Here is a 22,810-nt window from a genome sequence, read left to right as displayed (position 1 = left end):
GAGCCGAACCATGGAGCCGTTGTCGCATCATCTGCTGACCCAGGCCTTTAACAATGGCTGGGCCAACCACCGCCTGTACAAGGCCTGCCTGCAACTGACCCAGGACGAATTCGTCGCCCCGCGCTGCAGCTTCTTCCCATCGATCAAGGCCACCCTCAACCACCTGCTGACGGTGGACTGGTTCTACCTGCACATGCTTGAGTGCGAGCAGCGTGGCGAGCAGCCCGATGCCGACGGCGAGCGCTTCTTCGACCCTGAACAGCCGTTTGCCACCTGTACCGACCTGCATGCCGAGCAGGCCCAGGCCGACCACCGGCTGATCGCCTATTGCCAGGCGCTGCGCGATACCGAGCTGGGCCGTTATGTGAGCATCGTGCGGCCCGAACGGGTGCAGCGCGAGCAACGGCTGCGCCTGCTGGCGCACCTGTTCGAGCACCAGGTGCATCACCGTGGGCAGGTGCATGCGATGCTCAGTGACACGGCGGTACGGCCGCCGCAGCTGGATGAGTTCTTTTGCGAGGAAGAGGCTGAGCTGCGGGCCGTGGACTTTGCCGAGCTGGGCTGGACCGAGGCTCAAGTCTGGAAAGTGTAGGGGGCTGCAAAGCAGCCCCAAAATGAGAGTTTAATTACTGGCTTACTTGTTCAGCCACTCCACCAGCGTGCGATTGAACCGCACCGGCTCTTCGATCTGCGGCGCATGCCCCATGCCTTCGAAGGTGATCAGCTCACCCCTGGGGATCAGCTTGGCCACCTGCGGCCCCAGCTCTGCGTACTTGCCCAGTTTGGCCTTCACCTCCGGCGGCGCAATATCGCTGCCAATCGCCGTGGTGTCCTTGTCGCCGATCAGCAGCAGGGTCGGCATCTGCAGGTCCTTGAACTCGTGGTACACCGGCTGGGTGAAGATCATGTCGTAGATCAGCGCCGAGTTCCACGCCACGGTTTCATGCCCAGGCCCTTTGTTCAGGCCCACCAGCATCTGCACCCAGCGTTCGTACTCGGGCTTCCAGCGCCCGGCGTAGTAGGTTTTGCGCTCATACTCGCGCACGCCTTCGGCATCCAGCTTGAGCTCGCGGGCATACCACTGGTCCACGGTACGGTAGGGCACCCCCAGGGCTTTCCAGTCTTCCAGGCCAATCGGGTTGACCATCGCCAGCCGCGCCACTTGCTGCGGGTACATCAGCGCGTAGCGGGTGGCGAGCATGCCGCCGGTGGAATGGCCGAGCACGATGGCTTGCTTCACGCCCAACTGTTCGAGCAAGGCATGGGTGTTGTCTGCCAGTTGCTGGAAGCTGTATTGGTAATGCGCCGGTTTGCTGGAGCTGCAGAAGCCGACCTGGTCGGGGGCGATGACCCGGTAGCCGGCCTTGCTCAGGGCATCGATGGTGGTTTCCCAGGTGGCGGCACAGAAGTTCTTGCCGTGCATCAGCACCACGCTGTGGCCGTTGGCCTGGCCCTGGGCGGGCACGTCCATGTAGCCCATCTGCAGGGCCTGGCCCTGGGACTTGAAGTCAAAATGCTGGAGCGGGTGCGGGTAGCTGAAGCCTTCGAGCTGGGGGCCGTAGGTGGGCGATTCGGCAGCGATGGCCGAACCGCCGGCCAGGCAGGCCAGGGCCAGGGCGGTTGCGCGCAGCATGGGGGCACTCCATGTAGGACCATGTAGAAAAGGGGAATGTAACAGCCCATGGACCACGCGGAACGTGAAAGGTGTTACCAGGCGTGAAACCAGCCCAGGGTGATCATCGCCAGCACTGCATAGCGGCCAGCCTTGGCCAGGGTTACCAGCAGCAGGAAGCGCCAGAACGGCTCGCGCATGATCCCGGCGATCAGCGTCAGCGGGTCGCCGATCACCGGCATCCAGCTGAGCAGCAGCGACCATTGCCCCCAGCGCTGGTAACGTTGCTGTGCTCGTTCCAGCTGGGCGGCGCTGAACGGGAACCAACGCTTGTCGCGCAGGTGCTCGATGGCCCGGCCCAGCAGCCAGTTGACGACCGAGCCCAGCACGTTGCCCAGGGTAGCTACCAGCAGCAGGGTCGCCCAGGCTTCGGGCTGGCGCAGCAACAGGCCGACCAGCACGGCCTCCGATTGCAGCGGTAGCAGGGTGGCGGCGCCAAAGGCGCTGAAAAACAGCGCCCACAGGCTGAGCATCAGTAGTTGGCGACCACAGTGTCCTGGCCATCCTGGGTCACGCCGATGACCTGGTAGGCATCCTTGTGGTCACCCATTTCCATGCCGGGCGAACCCATGGGCATGCCCGGCACGGCCAGGCCCTTGAGGTCACTGCGCTTGGCCAGCAGGCGCACCTGCTCGGCCGGCACATGGCCTTCGACGAACTTGCCGTCGATTACCCCGGTGTGGCACGACGCCAGGCGCGGCGCCACGCCCAGGCGTTGCTTGACCGCGCTCATGTTCGGCTCGACGTGGTCATTGACGGTGAAACCGTTGTCGCGCAGGTGGCTGATCCAGGCCTTGCAGCAACCGCAGTTGGGGTCGCGGTAGACGTCTATGGTCTCGGCGGCCTGGGCCAGGCCGGTGATGGCCAGCAGGCCCAGGGGCAGCAGGTGTTTGCGCAGCATGGTGAAGCACTCCTTTAAAAACGCAGGCGGATACCGGCGACCAGCCGGGTCTGGCCGAGGTCTTCGCCGTCTTCGCGGGCCTGGTCGGCACGCTTGCCGTGCAGGCGGTTGAAACTGACCCCGACATAGGGCGCGAAACTGCGCGTGATCTCGTAGCGCAGGCGCAGGCCGACCTCGCTGTCGGCCAGCCCCGCGCCTTGCTCGCGCCCGGCATCGTTGCGGCCGTAGAGGTTGGCTTCCAGGGTCGGTTCCAGTATCCAGCGGTTGGTCAGCAGCATAGCGTAAGCGGCCTCCAGGCGCAGCGCGGTTTGTTGCCGCTCGCCGGCGTAGGCGGTGGCTTGCAGTTCCAGGCCATACAGCGGCGTGCCCTGGATGCCGAAGGCGGCCCAGGCCTGGCCACTGGCAGGTTTGAAGTCCTGGCGCACACCGGCCACCAGCTCCCACCATGGGCTTATGGCATGGCCCCACAACGCCTGCAGCTCGGCCTTGTGGGTCTTGCCCTGCTCGCGTTCGCCTTCCGTGCGTAGCCACAGGCGGTCGATATCGCCGCCGACCCAGGCCGTGGCATTCCAGTTCAGGGCACTGCTGCTCTCGAAGTTCTGGTATTCGAGCTTGTCGACGATCACTGCCCAGTTCAGCGCCCGGTCGTGCACCTGGTGCCCAGGCAAGGGCGGGAAGGCGGCGCGGCGGTCGGCGTCGCTGATGGCCGGCAGTGGCGTGCGCGGCTGGCTGGGGGTGGCCGGGCCATGGCCCATGCTTTCATGGTTCATGCTGCCGTGGTCCATCGGCATGGCCTGATGGTTCATCTGGCCATGGTTCATGTGCTCCATGCCAGCGGCCATTGCCCGTTCGCTGGCGAGCAGGCTCAGCAGGGTTACCCCGGCCACGATGCTGCGGTTGCGGGTGTCATTCATCGACGCGTACCTCGCGGAACATGCCGGTCTCCATGTGGTAGAGCAAGTGGCAGTGGTAGGCCCAGCGGCCCAGGGCATCGGCGGTTACCCGGTAGGAGCGGCGGCTGCCAGGCGGGATGTCAATGGTGTGCTTGCGCACCAGGAACTGGCCGTGCTCGTCTTCCAGGTCGCTCCACATGCCGTGCAGGTGGATGGGGTGGGTCATCATGGTGTCGTTGACCAGGGTGATGCGCACCCGCTCGCCGTAGGTCAGGCGCAGCGGCTCGGCATCGCTGAACTTGATGCCGTCGAACGACCAGGCGAAGCGTTCCATATGGCCGGTCAGGTGCAGCTCGATGTCGCGCGAGGGCGCACGGCCGTCCGGGTCGGGGTAGGGGCTGCGCAGGTCGGCGTAGGTCAGCACGCGCCGGCCATTGTTGCGCAGGCCTATGCCAGGGTCGGCCAGGTTGGCGCGCGGGGCCATGGTCTGCATGTCTACCAGCGGGTTGTCGGTTTCGCTGGCCGGGTGTTGCTGCATGGCCGGCATGGCGGCGTGGTGCATGCCGGCCATGTTGCCGTGATCCATACCGGCCATGTTGCTGTGGTCCATGCCCGCCATGGCGCCCATGCCACCGTGGCCCATGTCGTCCATGGTCAATACCGGGCGCGGGTCGGGTTCAGGCACCGGAGCCTGCAGCCCGGCGGCGCGGGCCAGGGTGCCGCGGGCGAAGCCGGTGCGGTCCATGCTCTGGGCGAACAGGGTGTAGGCGGGCAGGTCGCCCACGGTGACCAGCACGTCGTAGGTCTCGGCCACGGCAATGCGCAGTTCGTCCACGCTCACGGGTGTTACCGGCAAGCCGTCGGCGGCAATCACTGTCAGCTTCAGCCCAGGGATGCGGAAGTCGAAGTAGGTCATGGCCGAAGCGTTGATCAGCCGCAGGCGCACGGTTTCGCCCGGCTGGAACAGGCAGGTGAAGTTGCCCTCCGGCGGCTGGCCATTGAGCAGGTAGCTGTAGGTGGCGGCGCTGATATCGGCCAGGTCGGTGGGGCTCATGCGCATGCGTGCCCAGGCGGAGCGCTCGGCGACAGTCGGGCTCCAGCCCTTGTCGGCTACGTCATCGATGAAATCGCCTAGGGTGCGCTTGTGATAGTTGTACGTGTCGGACTGCTTCTTCAGCGTGGCCATCAACTGTTCCGGCGCCTGGTCCGACCAGTCGCTGAACAGCAGTACATGGTCGCGCTGGTAGCGGTGCGGCTCGGGCTCGCGTGGCTCGATGACAATCGCCCCGTAGACCCCGGCTTGCTCCTGCAACCCGGAATGGCTGTGGTACCAGTAGGTGCCACTCTGGCGCAGGGTGAACTGGTACAGGTAGTCGCCACCAGGCTCGATGCCGGCAAAGCTCAGCCCCGGCACGCCGTCCATGTTGGCCGGCAGGATGATGCCGTGCCAGTGGATCGAGGTGTCCTGAGCCAGGCGGTTGCGCACGCGCAAGGTGACGGTATCGCCTTCGCGCCAGCGCAGCAGCGGGCCGGGCAGGCTGTTGTTGATGGTCAGTGCGGTGCGTGGGCGGCCGGTGATGTTCACCGGGGTCTGGCCGATGAACAGCTCGAAGTGCTGGCCGGCCAGGTCACGGCCTTCGGCCGCCTGGGCCAGCGGGCGCCACAGCCCCAGGCCCGCCAGTGTGGTGGCGGCGCCCAGGCCTTTGACGAAGGTACGGCGGGTGGGGTTGCGCAACATGGCGTGGCCTCATGCGGGAGAGCCACGATGTTCGCCTGCGCCGCCTGTCAGGTAGCTGAGGCGAACATTACAGCGTTGTCAGCTGGCGGCCTCGTCGGCGCCGAGGTCACGCATCAGCAGGGCGTAGCCGAGCGCAACCTGTTCCGGGATCGGCAGGTACACCACATGGCCGTCACCCGGCGCCACCTCGATCGCCTGCTGCTGGCGGTTGCACAGGCGGTGCAGGTCGAAGTGGTAGTTGCCGCGCGGGGTCATCAGCTCAAGGTGGTCACCCACGGCGAAGCGGTTCTTCACCTTGACCTCGGCCAGGCCATCTACGCGCACGCCGGTCAGTTCACCCACGAATTGCTGGCGCTCGGATACCGAGTTGCCGCGCTGGTAGTTCTGGTATTCGTCATGCACATGGCGGCGCAGGAAGCCTTCGGTGTAGCCGCGCTGGGCCAACGACTCGAGGTTGTCCATCAGGGCGAGGTCGAACGGCCGCCCGGCCACGGCGTCGTCGATTGCCTGGCGGTACGACTGCACTGCGCGGGCGCAGTAGAAGTGCGACTTGGTGCGGCCTTCGATCTTCAGCGAATGCACGCCCATGCTGGCCAAGCGCTCGACGTGCTGGATGGCGCGCAAGTCCTTGGCGTTCATGATGTAGGTGCCGTGCTCGTCTTCGAAGGCTGGCATTTCGGTGCCGGGGCGGTTGCTTTCCTGCAGCAGGAACACCTGTTCGGTGGGGGCGCCCAGACCCAGGGTGGGCTGTACTTCACGCACGATATCGCCGGTGGCGTTCTCGCTGGCGGGCGTGGCGTCGTACTTCCAGCGGCAGGCGTTGGTGCAGGTGCCCTGGTTGGCATCACGCTTGTTGAGGTAGCCCGACAGCAGGCAACGGCCGGAATAGGCCATGCACAGGGCGCCGTGGACGAACACCTCCAGCTCCATGTCCGGCACTTGCTGGCGAATTTCCTCGATTTCTTCAAGTGACAGTTCGCGCGACAGGATCACCCGGCTCAGACCCAGTTGCTGCCAGAACTGCACGCTGGCCCAGTTGACCGTGTTGGCCTGCACCGACAGATGCACCGGCATCTGCGGGAAGTGCTGACGTACCAGCATGATCAGGCCAGGGTCGGACATGATCAGCGCATCCGGCGCCATCGCTACCACTGGCGCCAGGTCCTTGAGGAAGGTCTTGAGTTTGGCATTGTGCGGGGCGATGTTGACCACCACGTAGAAGCTCTTGCCCAGGGCATGCGCCTCCTCGATGCCCAGCGCCAGGTTGGCGTGGTCGAATTCGTTGTTGCGCACCCGCAAGCTGTAGCGCGGCTGGCCGGCGTAGACTGCGTCGGCGCCATAGGCAAAGGCGTAGCGCATGGTCTTGAGGGTGCCGGCGGGGGCCAGCAGTTCGGGCTTGGCGATTGGGTTCATGTGCGCACCGGGGCAAAAGGCGCGGATGCTAGGGCCGGCGCAAAATTCGCGTATTGATTTGCATCAAGGGAGTGGCGGCACTTTTACCCAAGCGGCGCGTACTAATACTCCAGAAGCCACCTGGGGACTTGCGATGAACGAAGCCGCGCTACAGAACAAAGCCTTGGCAGTGCTCCTGGCGCTGGTGACCATTGCCTTTGTCTGGATCCTGCTGCCGTATTACGGCGCGATCTTCTGGGCGGTGATCCTCGGCATCCTGTTCGCGCCGCTGCAACGGCACCTGCTGATCCGTTTTGGCCGCCGCCGCAACCTGGCCGCTGCTACGACCACGCTGGTGTGCCTGCTGGTGGCGATCCTGCCGGTGATCATCACCAGCGCACTGCTGGTGCAGGAGGGCGCCATGCTGTACCAGCGCATCGAGAGCGGGCAACTGGACATCGCTGGCTATGTCGAGCGTGGCAAGGACATGCTCCCGCCCTTTGCCCAGCATGGTCTGGACAGCATGGGCATGGGTAACCTGGATGGGTTGCGCGACAAGATCACCAAGTGGGCCACCCAGGGCAGCCAGGTGCTGGCTAGCCAGGCGTTCAGCTTTGGCCAGGGCACGTTCGAGCTGTTGGTCAGCTTCGGCATCATGATGTACCTGTTGTTCTTCTTCTTGCGTGAAGGCGCGGAGGTTGCCCGCCGGGTACGCCTGGCGGTGCCGTTACCCGAACACCAGAAGCGCCGTTTGCAGCTGAAGTTCAACCGTGTGGTGCGGGCGACGGTGAAAGGCAACGTGTTGGTGGCCATTACCCAAGGGGCGCTGGGCGGGTTCATATTCTGGGTGCTGGGTATTCCCAGTGCACTGGTGTGGGCGGTGCTGATGGCGTTTCTGTCGTTGCTGCCGGCGGTGGGGGCGGGCATCGTCTGGGCACCCGTGGCGGCGTACTTCCTGCTCACCGGGGCGATACTGCCGGGGGTGATCCTGACCGCGTTCGGGGTGCTGGTGATCGGTTTGGTGGACAACCTGTTGCGGCCGATCCTGGTGGGCAAGGATACGCGCATGCCAGACTACCTGATCCTGGTGTCGACGCTGGGCGGGCTGGCGGTGTTCGGGCTCAACGGCTTTGTGATCGGGCCGTTGATCGCGGCGTTGTTCGTGTCCAGTTGGGCGATATTTGCGGCGACCAAGCCGCAGGTGCAGTTGCCGGAGTAGGGCGTTGCTCCCGAGGTTGTCGCGGTCCTTGTAGGCGCGACACAAGGCCGCGCCTACAGAGGCGGTGCAAGCCTTTATAAGGCCTGCGGCATCTCGCCCTTGGCCAGGCGGCGGTTGATGTCGGCGATCACTTCAGGCAACTCGTTGATGGTGTCGATCAGGTAGTGCGGGCGCGAGCCGGCAAACAGCGTGTGGATGCGCTTGCGCTCGCTTTCCAGCTTCTCGGCGCTCAGCGCGCGGTAGCCTTCCCAGGTCAGGCCCAGGGCATTGCCCGAGCACACCAGGGCCACGGTCCACATGCCAGCACGGCGGCCTTCAAGGATGCCCGGTACGGTGTCGTCCACCTTCACGCAGGCTGCTACATCGTCAATTCCCAGGGCGATCACGTTGGCCAGCGCCTGGGCTGGCCATGGGCGGCCGTTAGGGGTTTCGTCGGTGGCCACCACGTGGTCAGCTACATAGCCGTTCTGAGCGGCCAGCTCTACCACCTTGTCCATCACCACCTTCGGGTAGCCCGAGCACGAGCCAATCTTCAGGCCGTCCTGGCGCAGGCCGGTGAGGGTGTCCAGGGCGCCAGGGATCAGCGCCGAGTGCACGGCAATTTTCTCGATCTGCAGCGGCATGAAGCGGTTGTAGATGGCGGTGACGTCATCGTCGGTCGGGGTGCGGCCGAACACCTTGCGGTAGCGCTCGGCAATTTCCGGCACGTCGCACAGGGTGCGGATGTGGTCCCACTTGCCCATGCCCATCGGGCCACGGGCTTCTTCGATAGACACCTGCACGTCGAATTCGGCAAAGGCTTCGACAAAGATCTGGGTTGGAGCAAAGGAGCCGAAGTCGACCACGGTACCGGCCCAGTCGAGGATGGCGGCTTGCAGCTGGGTAGGGTTGCTGTAGTTCATGTGCGCTAATTCCTGAATTCAGGTGGGCAGAGGGTCAGATGTCCAGCACTTCCATTTCCCGCAGCACTTCGGCCACGGCATTCACGGCGGCTTGCATGCCGTCCGCGCCGACCACGCCGATACAGCCGACGCGGAAGGTTTCCACCTGGGTCAGCTTGCCCGGGTAGAGGATGAAGCCTTTGGCCTTGACCCGCTCGTAGAAGTCCTTGAACTGGTAGCGGGCATCATTCGGTGCGTGGAAGGTGACGATGATCGGCGCCTGGATCTCGGCTGGCAGGAAGCTGCGCAGGCCGATGGCGGCCATGCCGTCGAGCAGGGTCTTGCAGTTGTCGGCGTAGCGCTGGTGGCGGGCTGGCAGGCCACCTTCCTCGTTGTATTGCTGCAGTGCTTCGTGCAGGGCGGCGACTACGTGGGTTGGCGGGGTAAAGCGCCATTGGCCAGTCTTGGCCATGTAGGTGTGCTGATCGTGCAGGTCCATGGCCAGCGAGTGGGCATTGCCTTCGGCTGCGGCCAGGGCGGTTTTTTCGGCGAATACGAAGCCCATGCCTGGCACGCCTTCCAGGCACTTGCCGGAGGCGGCGATCAGTGCTTCGAAGGGGATTTCGCGGGCGTCGATCGGCAGTGCGCCGAACGAGCTCATGGCGTCGATGATAAGGCGTTTGCCGTGCTGTTTGATCACCTGGGCGATCTCGGGCAGCGGGTTGAGAATGCCGGTGCTGGTTTCGCAGTGAATCAGCGCCACGTGGGTAACGCTCGGGTCGGCGGCCAGCAGGCGATCGACATCGGCCGCGGTGGTTGGCTGGTCTTCAGCGGTTTCGAAGGTGCTGTAGGCGCGGCCCAGGACCTTGCAGATCTTGGCCAGGCGCTGGCCATAAGCGCCGTTGATCAGTACCAGAACCTTGCCGTCACGTGGCACCAGGGTGCCGATGGCAGCTTCCACGGCGAAGGTGCCGCTGCCTTGCAGTGGTACGCAGTGGTGGCTGGCACTGCCGTCGATGATCGCCAGCAGTTGCTCGCAGACACTGGCGGTCAGCTGGTTGAAGTCGCGGTCCCAGGAGCCCCAGTCCACCAGCATGGCTTGGCGGGTGCGGATTGAAGTGGTCAGGGGACCTGGGGTCAGCAGAATCGGGGCGTTGCTCATTCCGTTATTCCTCACAAGCGGTGGGCTGAAACTACGGGGCCTAGGTTGCAATTCGCGCTGCTATCAATCAAATTGTTTGTTGTTATCCTAGCTATAAGTCAGGCCGATAAATATGAACCTGTTCCAGCTGCGCGCCTTTGATGCCGTTGCCCGTGAGGGCAGCTTTACCCGCGCCGCCGCACGCCTGTTCATCAGCCAGCCGGCGGTGACCGGGCATGTGAAGGCGCTAGAGGAGCACTATCAGATCACCTTGCTGCGGCGCACCGCGCGACGGGTGGAGTTGACCGAGGAAGGCACCCGCCTGGCCGCTATCACCCGCGCCATGTTTGGCTTGGCCGAAGAAGCGCAGGCCATGCTCGAGGCCAATCGCCAACTGCTGACCGGGCGCCTGGAAGTGGCAGCCGACGGCCCGCACCGGGTCATGCCGATGTTGGCGCTGCTGCGCGAGCGCTACCCGGGCATTACCGTCAACCTGCGCCTGGGCAATGCTCAGGAAACGCTCGCGGCGTTGCTCAGCGAGCACGCCGACGTGGCAGTACTGACCGAGATCGAGCCGCGCAAGGGCCTGTACCTGCAAAACCTCTGCGAGTCGCGCCTGTGTGCGCTAGTGCCGGCGGGCCATGCCTGGGCGCAGGCCGAGCAAGACCTGCCGCTGGCTGAACTGCACCAGCAGATCATGGTGCTGCGCGAGCCCAGTTCCACCACCCGGCGCACCTTCGACAAGGCCTGTGCGAAAGCCGGCGTGCAGCCGCGGGTGTTGCTGGAGCTGGACAGCCGCGAGGCCGTGACCGAAGCAGTGGCCTCGGAGCTGGGTATCGGCGTGGTGTCGTCCACCGAAGTGGCCAACGACCCGCGCGTGGTCGCACGGCCGTTGGCGGGCCAGGGGTTGCTCAACCAGCACCTGGTCGGCTGCCTGGAGCGCCGCCGCGAGTTGCGTCTGATCCAGGCATTCCTGGGCTTGGCGGCGGGGCTTTGATGGCTGTTTTGCGCAGGGCGGCCTAAGATGGCCGGCATTGAATTGACGGGACTGTCGATGAGCGAGAAAGACACCATTTCCATGCAACTGGTGCGCGAAGCGCTGTTGCAGACGTGCCCCGCCGGTGAGCCCGACAATGGCTTGCTGGCTCGGGCCGGCATCGCCGTTGAACAATTGCACCTGCCAGAAGCGCGGGTCAGCGCTGAATCCTATGCCCGGCTGTGGCGCTTGCTGGCGCGGCGCTGCAACGATGAATTCTTTGCCATGGACCCACGCGGCCTGCGTAGCGGGTCGATGGCATTCATGTGCCGTGCCAGCATGGGCCAGCCGACCCTGGCAGCCGGCCTGGAAACCGCCCTGGCGTTCCTGTCGCTGATGCTCGAAGACTTGCAGCCGAGCCTGGTGCGTCAGCAGGGCCTGGCCGAAATCGTCATCAACGAGCCGCGTGATGCGCCCCGCCGCGCGTTCACCTATTTCACCTTCTGGATGATCGTGCATGGTGTGGCCTGTTGGCTGGCCGGGCGGCGTATCCCGATCCTGGCCATTGACCTGCGCTGCGCCGAGCCGCCGTTTTGCGAGGACTACCGGGTGATGTTTTCGGAAAACCTGCAATTCGAGCGCCCGCGCACGCGCATGATCATTGCCGCTGACAGCCTCGACGTGCCATTGAAGCGCACACCGGAGGAACTGCAGCGTTTTCTGGCCGAGGCCCCCGGTAACATCCTGGTCAAGTACCGCGACCCGGCCAGTTTCGCCCGGCGTGTTCGCCACGGCCTGCTGCATCAGGCCCCAGGGCAGTGGCCCGATGGCGACAGCCTGGCCCGGCAGCTGTGTCTGTCGCCATCGACGCTGCGCCGGCGCCTGGCCGAAGAGGGGCAGACGTATCAGGGCCTCAAGGACAGCGTACGGCGCGAACTGGCGATTGCCTGGCTGAGCCGGGAGGATGCAGCCCTGGGCGAGGTTGCCGAACGCCTGGGCTTTGCCGACAGCAGCTCGTTCTACAAGGCATTTCGCAAGTGGTTCGGCTGCAACCCGGGGCATTACCGTGCATTGGTCCAGGCACGCGGCTCAGGGCATTAAGGGGCGAGCGCTTCCGGCTGCCGGGCAGTAGCGTACAGGTGCAGGGTGGCAGGTCGAATTACCCAGAGGATTTCGACCATGCCTGAAGCAAAGGTCCACCCTAAACTGCAGCAGGCAGCGGATGACTTCATTGCGGAGCAGTTGCCCGCCTGGCTGAAAAACACTTCCCCACAGCAATTGAAGTCACTGCGTGCTTGCATGAGCGCGCATTTGCAAAGCCAGAAACGCATGGCGGCGACCTCGCGGCAATTGCTGGCGCTCGACCGGTTTGCCGCCCAGCGGCTTGAACAGGCCATGATTCTGGACGCCTTACCTGCGAGCCAGGTACCCACAGGCATTCGCGCAGGTTTCCGATAATTTTGACCGGCAGATGGACGCGCTGGACGAAGAGAAGGAAGCCTTGGGCAGTGGGGTTTATGTAGAACGTTGTGAACAGCTGCGCCGGGATACCGAACTTGCCTTCGAGGCGCTGGCTTTACGCCTTAAGCTCGCCATCACAAGGCAGCTGCCAGGCCTCATTACTGCATGGATCACTTCCCCCTGTGTAGTGATCTACTACTTGTCCAGCATGGTTGGCTCCGCCCGACACCCCAAGGAATCAACCATGCCCACCCGCTTGACTGACACTGATCATTTTATTGCAGCCAGATTACCTGCGTGGCTCAAGCGTGCCTCAAAAAGCCAGATCAACACCCTGCGTAACAGCCTGAACGCACACCACGCGAGTCAGGCGCGCCTGGGTGGTTTGATGCTTGATTTGCTACCGCTGCCGCAGTTTGCCGAACAACAGCTGACGACGTTGCTGGACTCGCCCTTGCCCGAAGGGCAGACACTTGCCCAGCTTGAATGGCTGCTGGTTGCCCCGCGTGTTGGCAGGCTCCCGGGCACTTTGCAGCAGGTCTACGAGTACAGCGAAACCCGCGAAAACGGCTTGCTGCGGCTCATGCGCAACTTTGCTGCAGGCACCACTTATTTCAAAGGCACAGGGTTGGTAATGCCAGGCCGTGATCAGCCTTTGATCGCGTCGCTGAGCGCGTTTATCGAGGCATGTCGCACGCTGGATGTTGGCCAGCGATATCAGGATGAGCTGCAGCGGGTCTTCAACCCGGCGACCCAGGCCGTCATGTCCGAGGACAAGCGCTCAGGGTTGAAGCTTGCGATCGAAGTGGCCGCGTTGCAGGGAAGCATCAGCGCCGACGTACAGATAGCCTTGCGTGAGGTGGCCGATGACGGCCAGGTGCATCGTTCGCAAGGGCTCAAAGGCGATCCGAGGTTATTGACGGTACTGGGGCAGGCGGTGGCCGATGGCTTGCTGATTGCGTTGCGCGATAAAGTCGGTAGAGAACGGGGCCTCGTGCTTTACCTTTCCAGCGACCCTCAGCAGGCGCTGCGCTTTTTTGTCGATGCAACGGCCATGAACGATGCGATGGCGCAGCGGTTGCAACAGGCGGCCTACCGGCAGTACTTCACGCAATTGATCAGCCTCGAACATCGAGCAGGTTTCGTCACAACGCTTGGCAAGCGCCTCGGGGACAAGCAGCCAGACCTGCAGCTTGAATGTGTGCCGCGGCGTGGAAGCATTTTCACCCAATTGGCTACCTTGCAAGTGCAACGGGTCAAGGAAGATGCCCGGTTGTTGCTGGTGCCGAGCGCCGATGCCGACAACCTCGCTGAACATGCCCGGCACGCAGAGTGGAAAGCGATGGGGCTCGACCTTGTGAACCTGGCCGGGTTCTTTATTCCTGTCGTGGGCGCCTTGCTGATGGGGCAGCTGGTTGTGCAGACCTGCTCGGAAGTGTTTGAAGGCGTGACGGATTGGTACCGGGGGCACCAGCATGAAGCACTGGAGCATTTGCTGGGGGTCGCAGAAACCCTGGCGGCCACGGCGGCTACCGTGGCCGGGGTCGGTTTCCTGCGTAGCGCGTTCGTCGGTGGCCTTCAGCCGGTAAGCCTGGGGAACGGAAAAAGCCGTCTGTGGTGCTACGACTCCGCCCATTATCAATCGATGCCAGACACAATCGAGTTGCTTGAGGAAGGGCGCTATGGCGTGGCCGAGCGCCGCTGGGTCTGCATTGAAGGACGCTTTTACGAGGTGCATCAGCCAGTTGCCGATGGGCCTTACCGCTTGCGCCATGCGTCAGGCGATGATGGCTACGGGCCGGTCATGCTGCACAACGCAGAGCGTGGCTGGCGCTTGATGCACGGGCAGCCACTGACCTGGCAGGAGCCTGCGCGCATGCTTGATGTGCTCTGGCCGCAGCATCCCATCATCGAAGCCGGCCAAGCAGAGCAGGTATTGCGGGTGGCGGGTGTCGATCTTGAAGAGCTGCGCGGGTTGCTGGTAGAGAACCGCCCTGCGCCAGTGAACCTTGGGCAAGCCCTGCGCGCTTTCCAGGCCCATGCACGCATCGAAACCTTCTTCACGCGCGCCCGCCTGAACACCTTGATGCCACCCGACAGTGAACTGCTGGCCTGGAGTGAGGGGCGGCTGGAGGTTGGCAAGGGGTTGGCTGAGGTGCTGTCGCACGAGGCCGAATTGCGCCCACAGTTGTTTGCCCACCTGACACGGCAATCCTTTGCCGAGGACCCACTGACGCAGCTGGTAAAGCGTGATTTCCCTGGCTTGCCTTCGGCCTATGTGCGCGAAGTGGTCGGTCAGGCAGGCGACCTTGAGCGTGACATGGCCCGGGTCGAGCAACGCTTGCCTTTGCCCTGTGCGCAAAGCGCGCGCTCGCTATTGCGTCTGGCGCGACTGAACAGGGCGATTACAGGGCTCTACTTGAGCACTGGCTACAGCGACGAGACGGGTGAACTGGTCCTCGCATTACTCGATAGCCTGGAACTTGAAAATATCGATATCGACTTGCGCGAAGGCGCCGTGGATGGACGTTCGATCAAGCTCCTGGGTAGCGGGGGGCAAGGTGAGGCAGCCAGGGTACTGGTGCGCAGCAATGGCAAGTTTCAACTCTTCAATGGGCTGGGAGAGCTGCAAACCGTTGCGTTGGCTGACCCCGGCTGCATCTTCGAAGCGATCTTTGCAGCGCTGACCCCTGCGCAGCGGCCGGGTATTTCCTCGCCGGAGCAGTTGCGGGATCAACTGCTGGCACAGCTGCCTGCTTCACATGGGGGAATCACCCGCATGCTTCGCTGGCCCGAGCGACGCGCCTGGTTCAATCCAGGCCGTCGCCTGGATGATGGCCGCGTGGGTTATCCCCTCAGTGATCACCCTTCCGCCAGCCCCAGGAATGGGCAAGCGACCATTCGCGATCAACTGCGCACGTTGTATCCAGGCTTGGACGAACAGGCGCTTGATGAGGAACTGGCGCGTTTGCAGCAGGGCGAGCGCCCAGTGCTAGAACGACTCGTGGAGTTACAGGATGACCATGATCAGTTGGTGCGCCATCTCAACCGCTGGGTCAATGCCGAGTTGCAGGAAAGCCGCCAGGCTGCACGCAGGTTGACGGCAGACAGCATCTTGCGGGCTTGGCGGCTGCAAGGCGAAATTGTTTCAACCAGGGAAGGGCGGGTGCAGGGCCAGCGTTTGTCATTGAGAGGTAATCACTTGCGCACGCTGCCGTCGTTACCTCCGCAGATCGAGTTTCATCGCATTGCGATGCTTAGCCTGAACGACTCATTGGTCAGTGATGTACCGGTCGACTTCCTGCGCCCATTCACTGCTGTGACGGAGCTGAACCTCGCCAACAATCAGTTGCTGCGTCTGCCAATAGGCATCGCTTATCTACCCGATGTTCAAGTGTTGCGCCTGGCGCACAACCAGATCCGGTTTGATGCCCAGGCGCTGGAAGTTCTCCACGGGCTGCCCAGCCTTTCCCATCTGGACCTGAGCTACAACCGACTAGAGACGCTTGACTTGAGGTTTCAGCATCTATCCCGGCTGACCACCCTGAACCTGCGCTATTGCCGGCTGGGCGCGTGGCCGCAGCGCCTGGAGCTGTGTGGCTTTCTTGAGTGTGCCGACCTGCGTGACAACCAGTTGCGCACGGTGCCGGAGGACATCCAGCAAATGCCTTACGCGTTCCGGCGAACCATTTTGGTCGATCGCAATCCGTTGTCGGCCATGCAGTTGCAGCGGTTGTACTCACTTGACGTCATTGATGAGCATGGGCACTTGCCGGAAGCCTCAGGACCTGTTGATTTACCACGGACCCTTGCGCTTTTGGCCGGCAATGCAGACGCAGCAGGCCAGGAAGTGCGGCAGGGCTTGTGGCAGCGGATGCTGCAGCAACCTGCGAGCAGCGGTTTGTTCAGGTTACTGGCTCGTCTGGAATTCACCGCAGACTACAGCCGTGCAGGCGAAGGGCGAACAGTACTGGTCGAGGGTGTTTGGAGCTTATTGGGTGCCCTGGACGCTGATCCAGTTCTCTGCGGACGGGTTTTTGAGCGTGCCGGCCTGCCGTTGTCCTGTTCCGACGCGGTTGCCAGCCGCTTCAGTGAACTTCAATTACTGGTCAGGCAGGCCCAGGCTGAAACCGAAGCTTTAAACCCTGAAAACCGGGGGCGGTTGCTGGAATTGGGCCGACAGTTATTCCGCCTGTAACGGCTTGAAGGCGTAGCCTATCGGGATGGCCGGCAGCGTCTCTCCACAGGGCAGCATTTTGATGAGCTGGCATTGCAATTGGCGTACAGGGTGCGACTGCGCGCTCGCCTGGGCCTGCCCTGCCAGCCCCATGGCATGCGCTATCCCGATGCAACCGAACTGACCGAGGATGTTATCGAGGCTGCTTTCAGCCAGGTCACCCACGCTCAAACGACAGCTGCCCTGACCGAGAGCCTGAGCCAACGCGAATTCTGGCGCCGTTACCTGCGTCAACAACATGGCCAAATGTTCGATGTGATTGTCGCAGACTACAACCAGCGCTCGATTCAGCTTCAGGCGGTGCGGCCTGCTTTGTCGCAGGTGGAGTATGAGGATCAGCTGAGTCTCTTGCGAGATCGGGAAACCGCCGACATCGAGCGCCTGATCAGCGGCTTGACCGAGTCCTACCTGCGTGCGGCCGAGCGCGGCGAAGGCTGACCCCAGGCGGCCAAACCGGTCATCCAGATTGACAGCTTTGGCCATTGTCGCCAGGCCCGGGCGGCGCGAACATCGTTGGACCGATGGTTCCACTCCAAAAACAAGAAACCAGGAGTCCGACGATGCGCGATTACGCCGAGGCCGCTCGTGCGTTCGACCATGCCCAGGCCGCCGCTGCGGCGCTGCATGGCGACCTTGATGCCCTCAATGCCTGTGTCGAATGCTGCGACCGCCATGCCACCGGTACCGGCAAGCTGGCGCTGATTCACGAAGACCGCGATGGCAACAGCGCGCAGTACAGCTTCGACCAGCTCAAGGCGCAGGCTGCCCGTTTTGCCAATGTGCTCAAGGCGCAGGGTGTGGGTGCCGGGGACCGGGTCGCCGGCCTGATGCCGCGCACCCCCGAGCTGCTGGTCACCATCCTCGCCACCTGGCGTCTCGGGGCTGTTTACCAGCCGCTGTTCACTGCCTTCGGCCCCAAGGCCATCGAGCATCGCCTGGAGCAGTCGCACGCCCGGGTCGTTGTCACTGACAGCCATAACCGCAGCAAGCTGGACGATGTGCACCCTTGCCCGACCATCATCACGGTCAAGGCGCGCAGTGGCGAACTGGACTTCCAGCAATGCCTGGACAGCGCCGCAGACGTCTGCGAGCCCGTGATGCGTTCGGGCAACGACCCGTTCCTGCTGATGTTCACCTCTGGTACCACCGGGCCGGCCAAACCGCTGGAAGTGCCGCTGCGCGCCATCGTCGCGTTCCAGGGCTACATGCGTGATGCTATCGACCTGCGCCCCGAAGACAACTTCTGGAACCTGGCCGACCCGGGTTGGGCCTATGGCCTGTACTACGCGGTCACCGGCCCGTTGTCGCTGGGCCATGCCACCACCTTCTACGATGGCCCGTTCAGTGTTGAAAGCTGCGCCCGAGTAATCGACAAGCTGGGCATCACCAACCTGGCTGGCTCACCCACGGCGTACCGCATGCTGATTGCCGCCGGCGATGCCTTCTCGGCGCCAATCAAGGGCCGCCTGCGGGTGGTCAGCAGCGCCGGCGAGCCGCTCAACCCGGAAGTGATCCGCTGGTTCGCCGATGAGCTGGGTGTGACCATTCACGACCACTATGGGCAGACCGAACTGGGCATGGTGCTGTGCAACCACCATGGCCTGCAGCACCCGGTGCACCTGGGCTCGGCCGGCTTTGCCATCCCTGGCCATCGTATCGTGGTGCTGGACGAGCAGGGCTTTGAACTGCCCGCAGGCCAGCCGGGCATCCTCGCTGTCGACCGTGAACAATCGCCACTGTGCTGGTTTGCCGGCTACCACGGCCTGCCAACCAAAGCCTTCATCGGCAAGTACTACCTCAGCGGTGACACCGTGGAGCTGAACCAGGACGGTAGCATCAGCTTTGTCGGGCGCAGCGACGACGTGATCACCACCTCCGGTTACCGGGTTGGCCCGTTCGACGTGGAAAGCGCGCTGATCGAGCACCCGGCGGTGATCGAGGCGGCGGTGATCGGCAAGCCCGACCCGGAGCGCACCGAGCTGATCAAGGCCTTCGTGGTATTGGCCAGCGGCTACACCGGTAACGCCGAGCTTGAGGAAACCCTGCGCCAGCACGTGCGCCAGCGCCTTTACGCGCATGCCTACCCAAGGGAAATCGAATTCGTCAGCGAGCTGCCCAAGACCCCGAGCGGCAAGCTGCAACGCTTCATCCTGCGTAACCAGGAAGTCGCCAAACAACAAGCGCTACAGGCCACCCCTGCCAGCGCCTGAAAGGAAACCGATCATGCAGATAGCCAACAAACACTTCATCGTCAGCGGCGCCGCCTCCGGGCTGGGTGCCGCCACCGCGCAGATGCTGGTCGAGGCCGGCGCCAAGGTCATGCTGGTCGACCTCAATGCCCAGGCCGTGGAAGCCAAGGCCCGCGAACTGGGTGACAACGCCCGCTTCGCGGTGGCCGACATCAGCGACGAGTTGGCCGCCCAGGCAGCGGTCGATGCTGCCGTCAGCGCCTTCGGCAGCATTCACGGGCTGGTCAACTGTGCCGGCATCGTCGGTGCCGAAAAGGTGCTGGGTAAACAGGGCCCACATGGCCTGGCCAGCTTCGCCAAGGTCATCAATGTCAACCTGATCGGCAGCTTCAACCTGCTGCGCCTAGCCGCTGCAGCCATGGCGGAAGGTGCCGCCGATGAGGGTGGTGAGCGCGGGGTGATCATCAACACCGCCTCCATTGCCGCCTATGACGGCCAGATCGGCCAGGCTGCCTACGCTGCCTCCAAGGGCGCCATTGCCAGCCTGACCTTGCCGGCCGCCCGTGAGTTGGCGCGTTTCGGCATCCGCGTGATGACCATCGCCCCGGGCATCTTCGAAACGCCGATGATGGCCGGCATGACCGAGGAAGTGCGCGCTTCGCTGGCCGCAGGCGTACCGTTCCCGCCGCGCCTGGGGCGCCCGCAGGAGTACGCCGCGCTGGCCCGCCATATCATCGAAAACAGCATGCTCAACGGCGAGGTGATCCGCCTCGACGGTGCACTGCGCATGGCTGCCAAGTAAGGAGAGCGAACATGACCCTCGCCAATGACCCGATCGTTATCGTCAGCGCCGTGCGCACGCCCATGGGCGGCCTGCAGGGCGACCTCAAGAGCCTGACGGCGCCGCAACTGGGCAGCGCCGCCATCCGTGGTGCCGTCGAGCGCGCCGGCATTGATGCCGCCAGTGTCGAGCAGGTGTTGTTCGGCTGCGTGCTGCCGGCCGGCCAGGGCCAGGCCCCGGCGCGCCAGGCGGCGCTGGGCGCCGGGCTGGACAAACACACTACCTGCACCACCCTGAACAAGATGTGCGGTTCGGGCATGCAGGCGGCGATCATGGCCCACGACCTGCTGCTGGCCGGTACTGCCGACGTGGTGGTGGCCGGTGGCATGGAAAGCATGACCAACGCCCCGTACCTGCTGGACAAGGCCCGTGGCGGTTACCGCATGGGCCACGGCAGGATCATCGACCACATGTTCATGGACGGCCTGGAAGACGCCTACGACAAAGGCCGCCTGATGGGCACCTTCGCCGAAGAGTGCGCCCAGGCCAACGCCTTCAGCCGCGAAGCCCAGGACCAGTTCGCCATTGCCTCGCTGACCCGTGCCCAGGACGCGATCAAAAGTGGCCGTTTTACCGCCGAGATCGTGCCGGTGGAAGTCACCGAGGGTAAGGAAAAACGCGTGGTCAAGGACGACGAACAGCCGCCCAAGGCGCGCCTGGACAAGATTCCCCAGCTCAAGCCGGCCTTCCGCGAAGGCGGCACGGTAACTGCAGCCAACTCCAGCTCGATTTCTGATGGCGCTGCGGCGCTGGTGCTGATGCGCCGCTCCGAAGCTGACAAGCGTGGCCTCAAGCCACTGGCGGTGATCCACGGCCATGCTGCTTTCGCCGACACGCCCGCGCTGTTCCCGACCGCACCGATCGGTGCCATCGACAAGCTGATGAAACGCACCGGCTGGAACCTGGCCGAGGTCGACCTGTTCGAGATCAACGAAGCCTTCGCCGTGGTCACCCTGGCGGCCATGAAGCACCTCGACCTGCCGCATGACAAGGTCAACATCCACGGCGGCGCCTGCGCCCTCGGCCACCCGATCGGTGCTTCCGGCGCACGTATTCTGGTAACCCTGCTGTCGGCTCTGCGCCAGAACAACCTGCGCCGGGGTGTGGCGGCCATCTGCATCGGCGGTGGTGAAGCCACAGCCATGGCTGTCGAATGCCTGTACTGAGGTGAACCATGCTGGTAACTGACGAGCAACAACAGATCGCCGACGCGGTACGCACCTTCGCCCAGGAGCGCCTGAAGCCGTTTGCCGAGCAATGGGACAAGGAGCATCGCTTCCCCAAGGAGGCCATCGAGGAGATGGCCGAACTGGGCCTGTTCGGCATGCTGGTACCGGAGGAGTGGGGCGGCAGCGATACCGGTTATGTGGCCTACGCCATGGCCCTGGAAGAGATCGCCGCCGGTGATGGCGCCTGCTCGACCATCATGAGCGTGCACAACTCGGTGGGCTGCGTGCCGATCCTGCGCTTTGGCAACGAGCAGCAAAAAGCGCAGTTCCTTACCCCGCTGGCCAGCGGCGCGATGCTCGGTGCCTTTGCCCTGACCGAACCGCAAGCGGGCTCCGATGCCAGCAGCCTGAAGGCCCGCGCACGTCTGGATGGCGACCACTACGTGCTTAATGGCAGCAAGCAGTTCATTACCTCGGGGCAGAACGCCGGGGTGGTGATCGTGTTTGCGGTGACTGACCCGGACGCCGGCAAGCGCGGCATCAGCGCGTTCATCGTGCCGACCGATTCACCGGGCTACCAGGTGGCGCGGGTCGAGGACAAACTTGGCCAGCACGCCTCCGACACCTGCCAGATCGTTTTCGACAACGTGCGCGTGCCGGTGGCCAACCGCCTGGGTGCGGAAGGCGAGGGCTACAAGATCGCCCTGGCCAACCTCGAAGGTGGCCGCATCGGTATTGCCTCTCAGGCGGTGGGTATGGCCCGTGCGGCGTTTGAAGTGGCACGCGACTACGCCAACGAGCGGCAAAGCTTCGGCAAGGCGCTGATCGAACACCAGGCGGTGGCCTTCCGCTTGGCTGACATGGCGACCAAAATTGCCGTGGCCCGGCAGATGGTGCTGCACGCCGCTGCGCTGCGGGATGCCGGGCGCCCGGCGCTGGTGGAAGCGTCGATGGCCAAGCTGTTTGCCTCGGAAATGGCCGAAAAGGTCTGTTCGGATGCCTTGCAGACCCTGGGCGGTTATGGCTATCTGAGCGACTTCCCGCTGGAGCGGATCTACCGCGACGTTCGGGTTTGCCAGATCTACGAAGGCACCAGCGACATTCAGCGCATGGTCATTGCGCGTAATCTTTGAAGGAGCAGACTGCATGGCATTCGAAACCATCCTGTTGGACATCCACGGCAAGGTCGGCCTGATCACCCTTAACCGTCCGCAGGCGTTGAACGCGCTGAACGCGCAGATTGTTGGCGAAATCAACCAGGCTCTGGACCAGCTCGAGCGTGACCCGAACATCGGCTGTGTGGTGCTGACCGGTTCTGCCAAGGCTTTTGCCGCTGGCGCCGACATCAAGGAAATGGCCGAGCTGCAATACCCGCAAATTTACGTCGACGACCTGTTCAGCGATTCGGACCGCATTGCCAACCGTCGCAAGCCGATCATTGCCGCAGTGTCCGGCTTTGCCTTGGGTGGCGGTTGTGAACTGGCGATGATGTGCGACTTTATCCTCGCTGCCGACAACGCCAAGTTCGGCCAACCGGAAATCAACCTTGGCGTGCTGCCGGGCATGGGCGGCACCCAGCGCTTGACCCGTGCGGTGGGGAAGGCCAAGGCCATGGAACTGTGCCTGACTGGCCGCCTGATGGGCGCTGAAGAGGCCGAGCGTGCTGGCCTGGTGGCGCGGATCGTGCCGCAGGCAGAGCTGCTGGAGGAGGCGCTGAAAGTAGCGGCGACCATTGCCAGCAAGTCGATCCCGGTAAGCATGATGGTCAAGGAAAGCGTCAATCGCGCGTTCGAAGTTACCCTCAGCGAGGGTGTGCGCTTTGAGCGCCGGGTGTTCCATGCGGCCTTCTCTACCGAAGACCAGAAAGAAGGTATGGCCGCGTTCATCGCCAAGCGCGAGGCGCAGTTCAAGGATCGCTGATCAGACTCCATCCGTTGCCGTTGCCGTTGCCGTTGTTTTTGCTTCTAAGCGCGCGGTAGTACAGGCGATGCAGATTGCGACTTCAGGAGGCCGAGCGAAGGGCTTGCGGAGGGAGGTGACGGGCATGGATGCCCGTCAAGCGCTGAGGCCCCATGGATGGGGCCTGCAGCGCGTACTCCC

18 protein-coding genes and 1 pseudogene are annotated in these 22,810 nt (G+C 63.7%); 11 read left to right on the top strand and 8 right to left on the bottom strand.

The features are described 5' to 3' along the window. Positions 1-10 precede the first annotated feature (10 nt). On the top strand, positions 11-592 hold the full coding sequence (locus ABE456_RS18665; RefSeq protein WP_346645227.1) for a DinB family protein: 582 nt from the start codon (positions 11-13) through the stop codon (positions 590-592). Positions 593-634: 42 nt separating this feature from the next. Here the strand turns inward: ABE456_RS18665 and ABE456_RS18660 are convergent, their stop codons facing one another. The 6 genes from ABE456_RS18660 to yegQ all read right to left on the bottom strand — a co-directional run bounded on the left by ABE456_RS18660 (position 635) and on the right by yegQ (position 6,617). Further along, positions 635-1,633, bottom strand: coding sequence for an alpha/beta hydrolase (locus tag ABE456_RS18660; protein ID WP_346645226.1), 999 nt, complete (start codon positions 1,631-1,633; stop codon positions 635-637). A 74-nt stretch (positions 1,634-1,707) separates the two neighbouring features. Further along, positions 1,708-2,145: a YqaA family protein gene (locus ABE456_RS18655; protein WP_346645225.1), complete on the bottom strand. Its 438-nt coding sequence runs from the start codon at positions 2,143-2,145 to the stop codon at positions 1,708-1,710. Beyond that, entirely contained in the window at positions 2,145-2,573 is a 429-nt protein-coding gene (locus ABE456_RS18650; RefSeq protein ID WP_016500648.1) for a DUF411 domain-containing protein, read from the bottom strand. Before ABE456_RS18650 ends, ABE456_RS18655 begins: the two co-directional genes overlap by 1 nt. 14 nt (positions 2,574-2,587) lie before the next feature. Further along, the gene (locus ABE456_RS18645) at positions 2,588-3,487 is read right to left on the bottom strand and encodes a copper resistance protein B (protein WP_346645224.1); all 900 of its coding nucleotides are present in this window, start codon (positions 3,485-3,487) and stop codon (positions 2,588-2,590) included. Beyond that, a complete protein-coding gene (locus tag ABE456_RS18640) occupies positions 3,480-5,204 on the bottom strand; it encodes a copper resistance system multicopper oxidase (RefSeq protein ID WP_346645223.1) in 1,725 nt (574 codons plus the stop codon). The genes ABE456_RS18645 and ABE456_RS18640 overlap by 8 nt, the downstream gene beginning before the upstream one ends. A gap of 78 nt (positions 5,205-5,282) precedes the next feature. Continuing rightward, positions 5,283-6,617 (bottom strand): tRNA 5-hydroxyuridine modification protein YegQ, encoded by a 1,335-nt coding sequence (gene yegQ / locus ABE456_RS18635; RefSeq protein ID WP_346645222.1) that lies wholly within the window; start codon positions 6,615-6,617, stop codon positions 5,283-5,285. 133 nt (positions 6,618-6,750) lie between these two features. Here yegQ and ABE456_RS18630 point away from each other — a divergent pair, with 133 nt between their 5' ends. Continuing rightward, a complete protein-coding gene (locus tag ABE456_RS18630; protein ID WP_346645221.1) occupies positions 6,751-7,815 on the top strand; it encodes an AI-2E family transporter in 1,065 nt (354 codons plus the stop codon). A gap of 74 nt (positions 7,816-7,889) precedes the next feature. Here the strand turns inward: ABE456_RS18630 and phnX are convergent, their stop codons facing one another. After that, positions 7,890-8,717, bottom strand: a complete 828-nt coding sequence (phnX, locus tag ABE456_RS18625; RefSeq protein ID WP_346645220.1) for a phosphonoacetaldehyde hydrolase — start codon at positions 8,715-8,717, stop codon at positions 7,890-7,892. Between the two features lie 34 nt (positions 8,718-8,751). After that, the gene (locus ABE456_RS18620; RefSeq protein WP_346645219.1) at positions 8,752-9,858 is read right to left on the bottom strand and encodes a 2-aminoethylphosphonate--pyruvate transaminase; all 1,107 of its coding nucleotides are present in this window, start codon (positions 9,856-9,858) and stop codon (positions 8,752-8,754) included. Positions 9,859-9,970: 112 nt separating this feature from the next. Between ABE456_RS18620 and ABE456_RS18615 the strand changes: the two genes are divergently transcribed. From ABE456_RS18615 to ABE456_RS18575, 9 genes and pseudogenes are all read left to right on the top strand, one after another. Beyond that, a complete protein-coding gene (locus ABE456_RS18615) occupies positions 9,971-10,834 on the top strand; it encodes a LysR substrate-binding domain-containing protein (RefSeq protein WP_346645218.1) in 864 nt (287 codons plus the stop codon). Positions 10,835-10,891: 57 nt separating this feature from the next. Continuing rightward, positions 10,892-11,914: an AraC family transcriptional regulator gene (locus ABE456_RS18610; RefSeq protein WP_346645217.1), complete on the top strand. Its 1,023-nt coding sequence runs from the start codon at positions 10,892-10,894 to the stop codon at positions 11,912-11,914. Positions 11,915-11,992: 78 nt separating this feature from the next. Further along, positions 11,993-12,271, top strand: coding sequence for a hypothetical protein (locus ABE456_RS18605; protein WP_346645216.1), 279 nt, complete (start codon positions 11,993-11,995; stop codon positions 12,269-12,271). A gap of 13 nt (positions 12,272-12,284) precedes the next feature. Next, positions 12,285-16,949, top strand: a pseudogene (locus tag ABE456_RS18600) (NEL-type E3 ubiquitin ligase domain-containing protein). Between the two features lie 122 nt (positions 16,950-17,071). Continuing rightward, on the top strand, positions 17,072-18,721 hold the full coding sequence (locus tag ABE456_RS18595; protein ID WP_346645215.1) for an acyl-CoA synthetase: 1,650 nt from the start codon (positions 17,072-17,074) through the stop codon (positions 18,719-18,721). A gap of 13 nt (positions 18,722-18,734) precedes the next feature. Next, positions 18,735-19,502, top strand: coding sequence for an SDR family NAD(P)-dependent oxidoreductase (locus ABE456_RS18590; RefSeq protein ID WP_346645214.1), 768 nt, complete (start codon positions 18,735-18,737; stop codon positions 19,500-19,502). 11 nt (positions 19,503-19,513) lie between these two features. Next, the gene (locus ABE456_RS18585; protein WP_346645213.1) at positions 19,514-20,707 is read left to right on the top strand and encodes an acetyl-CoA C-acyltransferase; all 1,194 of its coding nucleotides are present in this window, start codon (positions 19,514-19,516) and stop codon (positions 20,705-20,707) included. Between the two features lie 8 nt (positions 20,708-20,715). Beyond that, complete coding sequence (locus ABE456_RS18580) at positions 20,716-21,843, top strand: acyl-CoA dehydrogenase (protein ID WP_346645212.1); 1,128 nt, start codon at positions 20,716-20,718, stop codon at positions 21,841-21,843. 13 nt (positions 21,844-21,856) lie between these two features. Then, positions 21,857-22,630: an enoyl-CoA hydratase gene (locus ABE456_RS18575; RefSeq protein ID WP_346645211.1), complete on the top strand. Its 774-nt coding sequence runs from the start codon at positions 21,857-21,859 to the stop codon at positions 22,628-22,630. Positions 22,631-22,810: the final 180 nt, after the last annotated feature.

The sequence above is a fragment of the Pseudomonas sp. TWI929 genome (assembly GCF_039673335.1).
In the GTDB taxonomy this organism is placed as follows: domain Bacteria; phylum Pseudomonadota; class Gammaproteobacteria; order Pseudomonadales; family Pseudomonadaceae; genus Aquipseudomonas.
Note: the sequence above shows the minus strand (reverse complement) of the source record. Positions and strands in the feature narration are given on the sequence as shown.